The sequence below is a fragment of the Nonomuraea sp. NPDC049141 genome (assembly GCF_040648415.1).
GTDB lineage: Bacteria > Actinomycetota > Actinomycetes > Streptosporangiales > Streptosporangiaceae > Nonomuraea.
On the sequence record NZ_JBEZDR010000032.1, the window covers coordinates 17,552 to 31,207 of the forward strand.

Here is a 13,656-nt window from a genome sequence, read left to right on the forward strand (position 1 = left end):
TGCCCCGCGAGTCGCCCGGGCATGACAGATCCGCGAACGCCTGAACGCGGCGTTCGCGGAGTGCGGTGGGGGATCAGCCCTTGTTGTAGGCGGCGAGGACTTCCTTCGGATCGCCGTCCATCTTGATCTTGCCCTTGTGCAGCCAGATGACCCGGTTGCAGGTCTCCTCGATGACCTTGAGGTCGTGAGCGACGAGGAAGACCGTGCCGGCCGACTCGCGGATCTGCCTGATGCGTTCCTCGCTCTTGCGGCGGAACTCGCGGTCGCCGGTGGCCAGGGCCTCGTCGATCAGGAGCACGTCGTGCGTCTTGGCCGAGGAGATGGCGAAGCGCAGCCGGGCGCCCATGCCGGAGGAGTAGGTCGACATCGGCAGTTGAACGAACTCATCGATGCCGGAGAAGTCGACGATCTCCTGGTATTTCTCCCTGACCTCGCTCGGGGTCATACCCATGGCGTAACAGCCGAGCACGATGTTGCGCTCGCCCGTGAGCTCGCGCATGAGCGCCGCGTTGACGCCGAGCAGCGACGGCTGACCGTCGGTGTAGACGGCGCCCGCGTGCGGCGGCAGGAGGCCGGCGATGGCGCGCAGCAGCGTGGACTTGCCCGAGCCGTTGCGGCCGACGACCCCGATCGCGTCGCCGTGATAGGAGACGAAGGACACGCCCTTGACGGCGTGCACCTCCTTCATCTGCGGGCGGCCCTGGCGCTTGACCAGGCGCGTGAGGGCGTTGACCGCGTTGCCCTTCTCGTTGTCGCTGGCCGCGCCGTAGACCCGGTAGACGATGTGGAGGTCGTCGACGATGACCGTGGGCGTGCCCGTGGGGACGTCCAGAGGCCGCTTGCCGGCGGGGGCCGGGTTGGGGTGCACCCTGACGTCCTTGTTGGGCACGTTCTTGTCGGGAACGGCCTCGTTGGGGACGGCGGGCTCCTGGCCCTTCACCTGTGACAGCTCCTTGGTCAGTTCAGCCACGCCCGTACCTCTCCTCAGCCCGCCAGAAGTACCAAAAGCCGAAGCCGAGTGCGAACACTGCCCAGAATACGCATGACACCAACACCATCGTCGGGGGGTTGTGCCCGTTCTCGGGATGGTAGGTCTTGATGAGGATGTCGCGCATCCACTCGATGTACGAGGCCGCGGGGTTGAGATACATCACGTTGGCCACCCATTGGGGCAGCTCCGCTGACTTGACCACCTTGTCCTGGATCGAGAAGAAGACGCCCGAGGCGTAGAGCCAGGTGCGGGTGATGAACGGCAGCAGCTGGTTGAGGTCGCGCATGGAGGAGCCCAGCCGCGCGATCACCAGGCCGGCGCCGATGTTGAACAGCGTCTGCAACAGGAGCACGACGGGGATCAGCAGCCAGAACCAGTTGGGCGGCTCACCGGTGAACATGACGAGCACCAGGAGCACGCCCATGGAGATGGCGAGCTGCTGCAGCTCCTGGATCGTGTAGGCCAGCGGCAGGGAGGCTCTGGGGAAGTGGAGTGCCCGGATCAGCGACAGGTTGCCGGAGATCGACTTGGCGCCCGCGGTGACCGTCCGCTGCGTGTAGGTGAAGATGAACATCCCGGTCAGCAGGAAGGCCGGGTAGTTGGGGACGTTCTTGCTGCCACCGAGGATCAGGCCGAACATCAGGAAGTAGATGGCGGCGTTCAGCAGCGGGGTCAGGACCTGCCACAGCTGGCCCAGGGTCGAGCTGGAGTACTTCGAGACGTTGCGCGAGGTCGCGTACGTCAGGATGAAGTGACGCCGCTCCCACAACTGGCGCACATAGACAAGAAACCTCGGCCGTGCGATGGCACGACGAAGCCCGTATCTCGCGGCGAGCTTGGCCAGCGGCTCCTGCCCGCTTCGGCCGCCCGCCTGGGCGTCCGCTACAGCGGATTCCGGCTGGCTCATGGCAAGGACTCTATTGGATCCGGCTCGGTGAGGTGTCTGTCGCGGCGGTTCGCGACAGACTGTTGGACGGTGTCCCGCTCTGCCCGGTTCCAAGGCTGGTCCCAGGGCATGTCAAGACTTGCCCAACCGTAACTCAGCGACACGCGGGATGGCGGCTAGGGCGTGACTAGTGGCAGCAAGGAGGTATTTTTCATCCGCTGTTCACGTCCCATACTGTCCGCTTTAGGGGTTCCTCTGTGGGTTTGGTGCTCTCTGCGAGAAATGACTGTGACGTTGGATAAGCGCACGTGTGACCGAACTGCAACGCACCAGAGACTCGCTGGTGGCAAGTAGTAAGGGATAGTCGCGATCGACTGGCAGGGCGTCGGCTGGTTTGACCAGGTCAGCCAAACCCGGGGGACGACAAGGCACCCCCGTCAGGCTGCTCACGATCATCGCAGCTCAGCGCTTACGCCCACCTGTTTGAGGGAGGAATCTTTTTACCATGCGTGTTACTAAGGGCGCACAGATCGTCGCCGGTACCGCGCTGCTAGCCCTCGCGGTCGCCGCGTGTGGCGGCGGCGGAGCCACGACCGGCAACCCCGCGTCGGGCGGAGCCGGCGACACTCCGGTCCGCATGGAACTGGGCGAGCCGCAGAACCTGCTGGTCCCGTCGAACACCACGGAGTCGGAGGGCGCCGAAGTCCTCGCCGCGGTGTTCGAGCCGCTCGTCAACTATGACGAGAACAAGCAGGTCGTCCTGGCAGCGGCAGACTCGATCGAGAGCACCGACAACAAGGTGTGGACGATCAAGCTCAAGCCCTACACGTGGCAGGACGGCCAGCCGGTCGTCGCGCAGAACTACGTCGACGCGTGGAACTACGCGGCAAACCAGGACAACGCTCAGGGCGCCGGTTACTTCTTCGGGCGCGTCGAGGGTTATGCCGACCTCAACCCGGGCGAGGGCAAGAAGGTCGCCACCAAGGAGATGAAGGGCCTCAAGGCGGTCGATGACTCGACGCTGCAGGTCACGCTCACCGCACCGTTCTCCCAGTTCAAGACCATGCTGGGCTACACCGCGTTCTACCCGTTGCCCAAGAGCGCCTTCGGCGCCGACGGCAAGGTGACGCAGGAGTACGGCGAGAAGCCGATCGGTCAGGGCCTGTTCAAGCTGGACAAGCCTTACAAGAAGGGTACTGACCAGGCCATCGATCTGACGGTCTACGACAAGTACCCGGCCAAGAAGCCGACCGGCTGGACCAAGCTGCAGTTCAAGCTCTACAACAGCTCTGAGACGGCCTACAACGACCTCCAGGCCGACAACGTCGACATCCACGACTCGCTGCCCGCCTCGGCGATCTCCAGCGCCAAGACGGCGCTCGGTGACCGCTACCAGGACCAGCCGGACGCCGGCGTCGGGTACATCGGCTTCCCGCTGAAGTACAACGACGAGTACAAGGACGTCAAGGTTCGTGAGGCCATCTCGATGGCCATCGACCGGAAGACCATCGCCGAGACGGTCTTCACCGGCACCCGTTCGCCGGCCGACGACTTCATCAACCCGGCGATCGACGGTTACCGCCAGGGCGCCTGCCAGGCCTGCCAGTACAACCCCACCAAGGCCAAGGAGCAGTACGCCGCGGCCAAGGGCCCGGCGAAGCTGGAGCTCGGCTACAACGCCGACGGTGGCCACAAGGAGTGGATCGAGGCCGCGGCCAACAACCTCCGCGCCAACCTCGGCGTCGAGGTGACGGTCAAGCCGTTCGAGAAGTTCGCGAGCATCCTTGACGCCCTCGACAAGAAGGAATACAAGGGCATGTTCCGGATGGGCTGGGCGATCGACTACCCGTCCGCCGAGAACTACCTGACGCCGATCTTCTCGACCGGCGCCATCAAGACCGGCTCCAACTACGCCGGCTACTCCAACAAGGAGTTCGACGAGACGGTCGCCAAGGGCGACCAGGCCGCGACTCCGGAGGAGGGGCTGAAGTTCTACCAGCAGGCGGACGACATCCTCATCAAGGACCTTCCGTACATCCCTGTGTACTTCTACCGTAATAACTCGGGGTACTCGACCAAGGTCAAGAACGTCAAGATCAACCTGCTCAACCAGGTTGAGTGGGCCGACGTCGAGAAGGCCTGACGCTGTTCGCGGGGGCGGGCGCCTAGTCGCCCGCCCCTCGAGAGCCCGCTACGAAGGCAGTCATTGGGGGCCGTGAGAACCCCAGGTCCCGGCGACTGCCTTCTTGGCATGTACGGGAGGCTTGAATGGGCCGTTATGTTATCCGGCGCCTGATCCAGGCGATACCAGTCCTGCTGGGCGCCACCCTCTTCATCTTCGCCATCGTCTTCGCGCTCCCTGGCGACCCCATCGCGGCGCTGGCCGGCGAGAAGAGGCAAGACCCCAACATCGTGCTGATCCTGCGGGATCAGTATCACCTCAACGATCCGCTGCTGCTGCAGTACTGGTACTACATCAGCAACATCTTCCTGCACGGAGACTTCGGCAAGACCTTCGCCGGTGTGCCCATCACCCAGTTGATGGCGGGCAAGTTCCAGGTCACGCTGAACCTGGCGCTCGTCGCCCTCGTCATGGAAGCGATCATCGGTGTCCTGCTCGGCCTGTGGGCGGCGCTGCGCCGCGGCCAGGCGATCGACACCATGATCCTGGCCGCGACGCTGCTGCTCATCTCCGTCCCGCCGCTGGTGACCGGCTTCGTGCTGCAGCTGTGGCTGGGCGTCTGGCTGAAGCAGACCGTGGGCGCGGAGATCTTCCCGATCGCGGGAATCAGCGCGGGGCTGAAATCGTACTTGCTCCCCGGATTCGTGCTGGCGGGTACGTCGATCGCGTATCTCACCCGGCTCACCAGAACGAGCCTGGTCGAGACGCTGAGATCCGACTACATCCGAACAGCGACCGCGAAGGGGCTGTCCAGACGAAGAGTCATCGGCCGGCACGGGTTGCGTAACGCGTTGATCCCCCTGGTCACCTACCTGGGCGCCGACCTCGGCACGCTCATGGGCGGTGCGGTGATCACCGAGACGATCTTCAACATCCCGGGTATCGGCCTCCAGATCTATCAAGGCGTATACCTACGAGAGCAACCTATCGTCGTAGGTATCGTGACAATCCTGGTGCTGGTCTACATCGTGGCGAACCTGGTCGTGGACCTGTTGTACGCCGTGCTCGATCCGAGGATTCGCTATGAGTAACGACCCACAGGTCGGACCTGTGCAGACCGCCACCGCGCCGACCCCTCCGGACAAGCTCAAGAAGGAGGCGAAGCCGGCGAGTCTGTGGAGCGACGCCTTCTATGACCTGCGACGTCGGCCGATGTTCATCCTCTCGTGCGTCCTCATCGCGATCCTGCTGGTCATGTCGTTCTGGCCGTCGTTGTTCACCTCGATCAACCCCTTCGACGCCAAGACCTGCGAGCTGGCCACGGCCAGGCAGGGGCCGAGCGCGGGCCACATCTTCGGCCGCGACAGCCTCGGCTGCGACGTCTACGCCAGGGCGATCTACGGCGCGCGCAACTCGATCGTGATCGGCGTGAGCACCACCATCATCACGGCGATCGTCGGCGGTCTGCTCGGTCTCCTCGCGGGCGCCCGCGGCGGAGCCGTCGACACGGTCACGTCCCGGGTCACGGAGGTCTTCTTCGCGATTCCGTGGATCCTCGGCGCGCTGCTCATCTCGGCCACCTTCAGGGATGCGGACCTGGGCATCTGGATCGTGGTCATCGCGCTGGCCGTGCTGGCCTGGCCGATGACGTTCCGCATCATGCGGGCCGCCGTCATCACCGCCAGAAACCAGGACTTCGTGGTCGCGGCCCGTGCCCTGGGCGCAAGTCAGAGCCGGGTCATGTTCGGGCACCTGCTGCCGAACGCGGTCGCCCCGGTGATCGTCATCGCGACGATCAACCTCGGCGGGTTCATCTCGGCCGAGGCGGCGCTGTCGTTCCTGGGAGTCGGGGTCCAGTCCCCGGACATCTCCTGGGGCCTGATGATCGCCGACGCCCGCAACCGGTTCCTGGAAGCGCCGCTGCCGCTGGTCTTCCCGGCGGTGTTCCTGAGCATCACGGTGCTCGCGTTCATCATGCTGGGCGACGCCGTACGCGACGCTCTCGACCCGAAGCTCAGGTAGGAAGGGGGTTCAAGTGAGAAAGGCATCTACGGACGTGTTGCCCGCCGAGGGAGGGCTGGGCAACGAGCCGCTGCTCGCCGTGGAAGATCTGCACGTGGAGTTCGCCACCCGCGCGGGCGTCGTGCGTGCGGTCAACGGGGTGAGCTACTCGCTCAGCCCCGGTGAGACTCTCGCCGTACTGGGGGAGTCGGGTTCCGGCAAGTCCGTGACCGCTCAGGCGATCATGGGCATTCTGGACGTGCCGCCGGCCCGCATCCCCAAGGGTGAGATTCGCTTCCGCGGCACCGACCTGCTGAAGCTCTCGGACGAGGCACGCACCCAGGTGCGTGGCCAGCGGATCGCGATGGTGTTCCAGGACGCGCTGTCCGCGCTCAACCCGGTGTTCACCGTGGGCTGGCAGATCAGCGAGATGTTCCGGGTGCACCGTGGCCTGTCCAAGCGCGAGGCCTACAACAAGGCGATCGAGCTGATGGACAAGGTGCGCATCCCGGCCGCCAGGCAGCGCGTCAACGACTATCCGCACCAGTTCTCCGGGGGCATGCGGCAGCGCATCATGATCGCCATGTCGATCGCGCTGGACCCCGAGGTGCTGATCGCGGACGAGCCGACCACCGCGCTCGACGTGACCGTTCAGGCCCAGATCATGGAGCTGCTCGCCGAACTCCAGCGAGAGAGCAACATGGGCATGATCCTCATCACGCACGACCTCGGCGTCGTCGCCGACGTCGCCGACAAGATCGCGGTCATGTACGGCGGGCGGATCGTCGAGAACGCCCCCGTTCACGACATCTACAAATCCCCGGCCCACCCCTACACCAAGGGGCTGCTGGAGTCGATCCCCCGGGTCGACCTCAAGGGCCAGGAGCTGTACGCGATCAAGGGCCTGCCGCCCAACCTGCTCGACATGCCGACCGGCTGCGCCTTCCACCCGCGGTGCCCGTATCGCCAGGACAACTGCGTGACGGACAACCCCCCGCTCTACGAGATCAGCGGCACGCGCGGCAGCGCCTGTCACTACTGGAGGGAGGTCCTCGATGGCGACCAAGGGTGAGCGCATTCTCGAGGTCCGTGACCTGGTCAAGCACTTTCCGCTGACCCAGGGCATCCTGTTCAAGAAGCAGATCGGCGCGATCAAGGCCGTCGACGGCGTCTCGTTCGACCTCAACAGCGGTGAGACGCTGGGCATCGTGGGCGAGTCGGGCTGTGGCAAGTCCACGCTGGCCAAGGTGCTCATGGCGCTGGAGCGGCCGACCTCCGGCTCGGTGACGATCAACGGCCGGGACATCGCCAAGGCCAAGGGCCCTGAGCTCAAGCGGATGCGACGCAACATCCAGATGGTGATGCAGGATCCGTACACCTCCCTGAATCCCCGGATGACCGTCGGCGACATCATCGGCGAGCCGTTCGACATCCACACCGAGGTCGCTCCCAAGGGAGACCGCCGCCGCAAGGTGCAGGAGCTGCTGGAGGTCGTGGGGCTCAACCCCGACCACATCAACCGTTACCCGCACCAGTTCTCGGGCGGGCAGCGTCAGCGCATCGGCATCGCCCGCGGGCTGGCGCTCCAGCCGGAGATCATCGTCTGCGACGAGCCGGTGTCCGCGCTCGACGTGTCGATCCAGGCCCAGGTCATCAACCTGCTGGAGCGGCTGCAGAACGAGTTCGACCTGGCGTACATCTTCATCGCCCACGACCTGTCGGTGGTGCGCCACATCTCCGACCGGGTCGGGGTGATGTACCTCGGCAAGATGGTCGAACTCGGTAAGGACACCGAGATCTACGACAAGCCCGCCCACCCGTACACGCAGGCGCTGCTGTCGGCCGTGCCGGTCCCCGACCCCGAGGGCCGCGAGCAGCGCGAGCGGATCATCCTGCAGGGTGACCCGCCGTCGCCCGCCAACCCGCCGTCGGGCTGCCGCTTCCGCACCCGCTGCTGGAAGGCGCAGGAGATCTGCGCGGAGGAGGAGCCGTTGTTGCAGATCAGGCCGGGGACGGCGCACGAGAGCGCCTGCCACTTCGCCGAGACGCACGACGTGGTCCACGTCGGCTGACCACCGGCGCCAGGCCCTCCGCGGAAGCTTTCCGCGGAGGGCCTTTCGCGTGCGGTCTCTCGTGTACGGCGGGTGGGTCAGCGGGTCGCTATGACGGCCGAGCCGTGGCCGAACAGGCCCTGGTTGGCGGCCAGGCCGACCCTGGCGGCTTCGACCTGGCGCTCGCCCGCCCGGCCGCGCAACTGCCGGGTCAGCTCGCAGACCTGGGCGATGGCCTGGGCGGGGATGGCCTCGCCGAATGAGGCGAGCCCGCCGGACGGGTTCACCGGCACGCGCCCGCCGAGCGCGGTGTCGCCCGCCCGCAGCAGCTTGCCGGCCTCACCGGGGGCGCAGAGGCCCACGTCCTCGATCCAGTCGAGTTCGAGGGCCGTGGACAGGTCGTACACCTCGGCGAACGACACGTCATTCGGCCCGATGCCCGCCTCCTCGTAGGCGGCGTGCGCGATGGCGGCCCTGAAGGGACGTTCCGGAGGGGGTACGGCGGCGGACGAGTCGGTCGCGAAGTTCGGCAGCTCCAGAACCGTGTTGGGGAACGTGGGCGTCACCGTCGAGACGGCGGCGATGCGCACCGGGTCCGTCACGCCCAGCCCGCGGGCGTACGCCGGCGAGGCCAGGACGAGGGCGGCGCCGCCGTCCGAGGTCGCGCAGATGTCCATGAGCCGCAGCGGGTCGGCCACCATGGGCGAGGCCAGAACCTCCTCGGCCGTGACGGCCTTGCGGTAGCGGGCCATCGGGTTCAGCGAACCGGCGAGGGAGTTCTTGACCTTGACGGCGGCGAAGTCCTCGGCGGTCTCGCCGTACAGGGCCATCCGCCTCCGCGCGTAGAGCCCGAAATATGCGGGATTGGTGGCGCCGAGTAGCCGGAACCGCAACCAGTCCGGATCATCCGGGCGATCGCCGCCGACCGGCTTGAAGAAGCCCTTGGGCGTGGCGTCCGCGCCCACCACCAGCGCCACGTCGCAGAGTCCCGCCATGATCCGGGTGCGCGCGATGTCAATCGCCTGCGCCCCCGACGCGCACGCCGCGTAGCACGACGCGATGCGGGCGCCGGACCAGCCGAGGGCCTGCGCGTAGGTGGCTCCGGCGACGAACCCCGGATAGCCGTTCCTGATCGTGTCGGCGCCCACCAGGAACTGGACGTCGGTCCAGGCGATCCCGGCGTCACGCAGCGCCTGCCTGGCCGCCGCCACGCCGTACTCCGCGAACGGCCTACCCTGCTTGCCCCACGGATGCATGCCCGTGCCCAGCACCACGACGCTCACGAGGCGCGCCCCCACATCCACACCAGCGGTCCGTCGGCCAGCGGGCCGTGGGTGAGCTCGACCTCCATGCCGACCTCCAGCTCGTCCGCCGTGAGGTCCTTGACCTGCCCCAGCACCACGATGCCCGCGCCGGCCAGCTCCACCGCCGCCAGCGTCACGGGCGTGTACGGCTCGGCGGCCACGAACGGCTCGGGCGGCGGGTAGGAGGCGCTCGTGTACGACCAGATCCGCCCGCGCCTCGGCAGCCTGGTCTCCTCCATGGACTCCCCGTCGCAGTGCGGGTTGCGGCAGAACCCGCGTTGCGGCGGGAAGCAGACCGTGCCGCACGCCGCGCACCGGGTGCCGATCAGGTGGGTGCCGTCCTCTTCTATGGCGAACCAGCCGTCGATCGCAAGGCTCATAGGCAGGAGTATCACACAAGCGCTTGCTAGGTTACATCCCTGCCGCGGCACCGGTGCCGTACGAGCACCCGGGCCGACATGACCGCCGTCAGCAGCACCATGGCGAACACCACCGGCAGCCGCGACGACGGCGGCTGGGACGGCCGGGAAACCGGGCCATCGCCGAAGTAGCCGCCGGGGCCCACGCCGGCCGCGGCCGCCGTGGTGGCAGGATTCGCCAGGCGGTCGGCCGCGCGCAGGGCGAGCAGCGCGTTGGCCACCCCGTGCCCGGACGCGCGGCTGTAGCCGTCGGCGGGCCGCCGTCTGGTGCCCTGCTCGATGGCCGTGCGTACGTGGTACGGCGACAGGTCGGGGTGGGCCGCCTTGATCAACGCGGCGATGCCGGCCACCATGGCGGCGGCCGAACTCGTCCCGTCGCCCACCACGTACGAGTCGGCGCCGTCGGCGGTCACGATGCCCGTCCCCGGCGCGACCACCGAGAGGTAGTCCTGCCGGTTGGAGAACGCCGCCACCTCCAGCCGACGGTCGACCGCGCCGACCGCGATCACGCCGGGGTAGGCGGCGGGGAAGTTCTTCCTGTTCGTGGTGTCGCCGTCGTTGCCGGACGAGGCCACGAGCACGGCGCCGCGGCTGATCGCGTACTGGACGGCCTCCTCCTCGGCCGCCGAGCCCTCCCAGGCGCCGCTGCCGCCGCCGAGCGACATGCTGATCACGTCGGCGCCGTGGTCGACCGCGTACCGGATGCCTTTGGCGAGGGCGTCGCGGCCGCCGGCGCGCTGCTTCTCGCGGAGCGGGTCGCCGTTCTCCAGCGTGACCCTGATGGACAGCACGCGGGCGGCGGGCGCGACCCCGATCACGCCGCTGTCCGCCGGTCCGCTCCGTGCGGGGCCTTCCGTCGCGATGGCGCCGCTCTGCGCGGCATCGCCCACTGCCAAGGCGCCGCTCTGCGTAGCATCGCCCGTTGCCACGGTGCTGTGCCCGCTTTGTGCGGGATCGGGGGTCGGCGGGGTGTCGCGGGTGCTCTGTGCGGGTTCGCCGGTTGTCGAGGTGCTGTGGCCGCTCTGTGTTGCATTGCCCGGTTTCGAGGCGCTGTGGCCGTGGCCGGCGATGAGGCTGGCCATGGCGGTGCCGTGGTGGCCCCACATGACCGGCTCACCGGCGTCGCCGGTCAGGTCGGGGCCGGCGATCACGGAGCCGGTCAGATCGGGGTGGCGGGCGTTCACGCCGGTGTCGAGTACGGCTACCAGAACACCCGAGCCCCTGCTCAGCCGCCACGCCTCCGGCAGGCGCAGCGTGGCAAGCTGCCATTGGGCGGCCCGCGCCACCGAGCCGGCGTCGTCCGAGGCGGACGGCCCCGCCGCAACCACCAACAGCCCCGCCCCGAGCGGCCCGGCCACCAGGAAACCGGCCAGCAGCGACCCGGCCAGCGGTAGCCGCGCTGTGAGTGGCTTGATCAGGAAGGCAGCCAGTGGCCCGGTCATCTGGTCAGGCTCCGGTACAGGACCGTGGCCAGGCGGCCGGCGGTGTCTCCGAGGCGTCTGGCGGCGAGGTCGCCCGGCTTGTACGGCCGGCCGTCCGCGTATCCGGCGGCCGTCGCCACGACGTAGGTGTCGTTCGACGAGATCAGCGCGCCGGTGACGTACTGCGACTCACCGAACCGCTCGGCCGGCCCGTCGGGAAACGCCACGGGCCGCACGGTCGGCGGCCGTCCCACGACGGTCCTGGACCGGTCAACCGGCGCATCGGCCTGCGCGCCGGCTGTCGCCCCCAGCCCCGGTAAGCGCCTGGCGCCCGTCTCCGGCAGCGGCCCGCTGGTCTCCGGCAGACGACCAGCGCTAGTCTCCCGCCCCCGGCCCGGCAAGCACCCGGTCCCGGTGCCCGTCTCCGACGGTCCGCTGGGCAGGCGGCCGGTGCCCGTCTCCGACGGTCCGCTGGGCAGGCGGCCGGTGCCCGTCTCCGACGGTCCGCTGGGCAGGCGGCCGGTGCCCGTCTCCGACGGCCCGCCGGGCAGGCGGCCGATACCGGTCCCTGACGGCCCGGCGGGCAGGCAACTGGTGCCGGTCTTTGACGGCCCGCTGGGCAGGCGGCCGATACCGGTCGCTGACGATCTGGCGGGCAGGCAGCCGGTGCTGGTCTCCGGCGATCCGGCAGACAGACGGTCGTTGCCGGTCTCCGGTGGCGTGCCGGGCAGATTGCCCCCGGGGGCCGGTAGGCGGGCGGCTGGGGTGGTCAGGACCGCGATGCCGACCGTCGCCACGAACGTCTGCGTGCTGTCCGCGTACGTGGCGCGTAACGCCGTGACGCATCCCCGCAGCAGCCGCAAGACCCCAGGCTGGAAGGCCACCCGGCAGGGGGCCTCAGGGGCGACGCCGGCCAGGACATAGGTCACGCGGGCCCCAGAGGGGCTGGTGCCGGGTACCGAGCCCGGGAACACCCTGGCCACCGGCCACGCGTGCCAGCGCTCCGGCACGGGTGGCTCCGCCGACGGCAGGGCCGCGAACAGTAAAGAGAGCAGCGCAACAGAAAAGGGGAACAACGTGCACCTCGCGGGCAGGGGAGGGGTCGCCCGATGCCCGTGCATTCTGACATGCGATCGCCGGTTCAATCTGACGCTTCGGTAAACAGACCGATACGCGGTGTAATTTCCCTTTGGTGGCTTTCGTCTTAGGGGGAGGGAGAAAGCCGTACATGGGCGCCGGGCGGCAGGCCGAGGCGCTGGGCCGCGTCACCCGAGTTCACCGCTATCGCGATCAGCCCCGCCGAGTCGGCGAAGGCCACCAGTTCGCCCGGCGGCACGGCCGCGAACGTCTCCCGGTACGGCAGGGCCAGCTGCCTGCGCCCCAGCCAGACCCCGATCGTGTCGCCGATCCGCACGCCCAGCGCGGCGAGGTCGCCCGCGGCGATCGACAACTGGGTGTTGCCATAGCGGTCGACCGAGACCACCTCGCCCTCGACGGAGCCTTCGCGCAGTTGCGAGGTCGGCTCCGGCAGCGAGATCAGCCGTGAGAGCGGAACCTCGGGTCCCAGGTCGGCCGGTTTGAGTCCGACGCACAGCCGCCCGGCGACCGGCGAGAACACGTCCCGCCCGTGGAAGGTCGGCGAGACGGGGTGCAGGAAGTACTCGGCGTTGCTGATCTCGTAGGCCGCCTCCGCCCCGCCGCAGGCGTGCATGGCCCACGAGAGGAGCCCGTTGTCGGGGCCGATGAACACCCGCCCGCCCGCCTCCACGGCGACCGCCCGCCTGGCTCCGCCCGCGCCGGGGTCTACTGCCCCGATGTGCACGCCTTTCGGGAGATATGGGATGGTCTGGGAGAGGATCGCGGCGCCGCGCCGTACATCGCCTGACGGGATCAGATGGCACACGTCGATCACCCGGGCCTCGGGGGCGATTCCGGCTATCACTCCATGACAGGCCGCTACATAGCCATCTTCGAGCCCGTAGTCGGTGAGAAGTGTGATGACTGAGGTCACATTTCGTGACTGTACGTCTCTCAATCCGCCGTGAACACCCGCACTCCGCACATTACGATTGGCACGGGCCCGCGTGCCCTCGATGTGATCGTCGCGCGCCCTCCGAGGAGGACACCATGGACACTGCACCGGTCAGCGGTGACAGTGCTGCCCAGGAACCGTCCCGACAGCCCCTCTCCGAACGCGATCTCGAACTCCTCGCCTTCGAGCGCCACTGGTGGCGTTACGCGGGTGCGAAGGAGCAGGCCATCAAGGAGACCTTCGGGTTCTCCGCCACGCGCTACTACCAACTCCTCGGCGAACTCATCGACCGGCCGGAGGCGCTCCAGCAGGATCCCATGCTGGTCAAGCGGTTGCGCCGGCTGCGTTCCACCCGCCAGCGCGACCGCGCCGCCCGGCGGCTTGGCATGCGCCCCTGACCTGCTGGGTAAGGCAGGCGCGTGAAGAACA

The 13,656-nt window shown here is 68.1% G+C and carries 13 protein-coding genes; 6 read left to right on the forward strand and 7 right to left on the reverse strand.

Annotated elements, in window-relative coordinates:
* Nucleotides 1-73: 73 nt before the first annotated feature.
* Nucleotides 74-970 carry an ABC transporter ATP-binding protein gene (locus AB0B91_RS57205; protein WP_358340307.1) on the reverse strand — a complete coding sequence of 299 codons (897 nt, stop codon included), beginning with the start codon at nt 968-970 and terminating at the stop codon, nt 74-76.
* Nucleotides 963-1,898: an ABC transporter permease gene (locus AB0B91_RS57210; RefSeq protein WP_358340309.1), complete on the reverse strand. Its 936-nt coding sequence runs from the start codon at nt 1,896-1,898 to the stop codon at nt 963-965. The genes AB0B91_RS57205 and AB0B91_RS57210 overlap by 8 nt, the downstream gene beginning before the upstream one ends.
* Before the next feature lie 484 nt (nt 1,899-2,382).
* Here AB0B91_RS57210 and AB0B91_RS57215 point away from each other — a divergent pair, with 484 nt between their 5' ends.
* The 5 genes from AB0B91_RS57215 (at nt 2,383) to AB0B91_RS57235 (ending at nt 8,072) form a co-directional block, all read left to right on the forward strand.
* Complete coding sequence (locus AB0B91_RS57215; protein ID WP_358340311.1) at nt 2,383-4,020, forward strand: ABC transporter substrate-binding protein; 1,638 nt, start codon at nt 2,383-2,385, stop codon at nt 4,018-4,020.
* Nucleotides 4,021-4,145: 125 nt separating this feature from the next.
* Nucleotides 4,146-5,090 (forward strand): ABC transporter permease, encoded by a 945-nt coding sequence (locus AB0B91_RS57220; protein ID WP_358340313.1) that lies wholly within the window; start codon nt 4,146-4,148, stop codon nt 5,088-5,090.
* Complete coding sequence (locus AB0B91_RS57225; RefSeq protein WP_358340315.1) at nt 5,083-6,021, forward strand: ABC transporter permease; 939 nt, start codon at nt 5,083-5,085, stop codon at nt 6,019-6,021. Before AB0B91_RS57220 ends, AB0B91_RS57225 begins: the two co-directional genes overlap by 8 nt.
* Before the next feature lie 13 nt (nt 6,022-6,034).
* On the forward strand, nt 6,035-7,072 hold the full coding sequence (locus tag AB0B91_RS57230; protein WP_358340317.1) for an ABC transporter ATP-binding protein: 1,038 nt from the start codon (nt 6,035-6,037) through the stop codon (nt 7,070-7,072).
* A complete protein-coding gene (locus tag AB0B91_RS57235) occupies nt 7,056-8,072 on the forward strand; it encodes a dipeptide ABC transporter ATP-binding protein (protein ID WP_358340319.1) in 1,017 nt (338 codons plus the stop codon). The genes AB0B91_RS57230 and AB0B91_RS57235 overlap by 17 nt, the downstream gene beginning before the upstream one ends.
* Nucleotides 8,073-8,149: 77 nt before the next feature.
* Here AB0B91_RS57235 and AB0B91_RS57240 read toward each other — a convergent pair whose 3' ends face one another.
* From AB0B91_RS57240 to AB0B91_RS57260, 5 genes are all read right to left on the reverse strand, one after another.
* On the reverse strand, nt 8,150-9,349 hold the full coding sequence (locus AB0B91_RS57240; protein WP_358340321.1) for a lipid-transfer protein: 1,200 nt from the start codon (nt 9,347-9,349) through the stop codon (nt 8,150-8,152).
* The gene (locus AB0B91_RS57245) at nt 9,331-9,735 is read right to left on the reverse strand and encodes a Zn-ribbon domain-containing OB-fold protein (RefSeq protein WP_358340323.1); all 405 of its coding nucleotides are present in this window, start codon (nt 9,733-9,735) and stop codon (nt 9,331-9,333) included. Before AB0B91_RS57245 ends, AB0B91_RS57240 begins: the two co-directional genes overlap by 19 nt.
* A gap of 26 nt (nt 9,736-9,761) precedes the next feature.
* Nucleotides 9,762-11,216, reverse strand: coding sequence for a S8 family serine peptidase (locus AB0B91_RS57250; protein ID WP_358340325.1), 1,455 nt, complete (start codon nt 11,214-11,216; stop codon nt 9,762-9,764).
* On the reverse strand, nt 11,213-12,205 hold the full coding sequence (locus AB0B91_RS57255) for a hypothetical protein (RefSeq protein ID WP_358340327.1): 993 nt from the start codon (nt 12,203-12,205) through the stop codon (nt 11,213-11,215). The genes AB0B91_RS57250 and AB0B91_RS57255 overlap by 4 nt, the downstream gene beginning before the upstream one ends.
* 194 nt (nt 12,206-12,399) lie before the next feature.
* Nucleotides 12,400-13,206, reverse strand: a complete 807-nt coding sequence (locus AB0B91_RS57260) for an SAM-dependent chlorinase/fluorinase (protein WP_358340329.1) — start codon at nt 13,204-13,206, stop codon at nt 12,400-12,402.
* Nucleotides 13,207-13,322: 116 nt separating this feature from the next.
* Here AB0B91_RS57260 and AB0B91_RS57265 point away from each other — a divergent pair, with 116 nt between their 5' ends.
* Complete coding sequence (locus tag AB0B91_RS57265; RefSeq protein WP_214644527.1) at nt 13,323-13,625, forward strand: DUF3263 domain-containing protein; 303 nt, start codon at nt 13,323-13,325, stop codon at nt 13,623-13,625.
* The last annotated feature ends 31 nt before the right edge of the window (nt 13,626-13,656 follow it).

Bases quoted from the DNA above. Each gene is read 5' to 3' on its own strand.
- AB0B91_RS57210 (WP_358340309.1), bottom strand. From the start codon at position 1,898: ATGAGCCAGCCGGAATCCGCTGTAGCGGACGCCCAGGCGGGCGGCCGA.
- AB0B91_RS57215 (WP_358340311.1), top strand. From the start codon at position 2,383: ATGCGTGTTACTAAGGGCGCACAGATCGTCGCCGGTACCGCGCTGCTA.
- AB0B91_RS57220 (WP_358340313.1), top strand. From the start codon at position 4,146: ATGGGCCGTTATGTTATCCGGCGCCTGATCCAGGCGATACCAGTCCTG.
- AB0B91_RS57225 (WP_358340315.1), top strand. From the start codon at position 5,083: ATGAGTAACGACCCACAGGTCGGACCTGTGCAGACCGCCACCGCGCCG.
- AB0B91_RS57235 (WP_358340319.1), top strand. From the start codon at position 7,056: ATGGCGACCAAGGGTGAGCGCATTCTCGAGGTCCGTGACCTGGTCAAG.
- AB0B91_RS57245 (WP_358340323.1), bottom strand. From the start codon at position 9,735: ATGAGCCTTGCGATCGACGGCTGGTTCGCCATAGAAGAGGACGGCACC.
- AB0B91_RS57250 (WP_358340325.1), bottom strand. From the start codon at position 11,216: ATGACCGGGCCACTGGCTGCCTTCCTGATCAAGCCACTCACAGCGCGG.
- AB0B91_RS57265 (WP_214644527.1), top strand. From the start codon at position 13,323: ATGGACACTGCACCGGTCAGCGGTGACAGTGCTGCCCAGGAACCGTCC.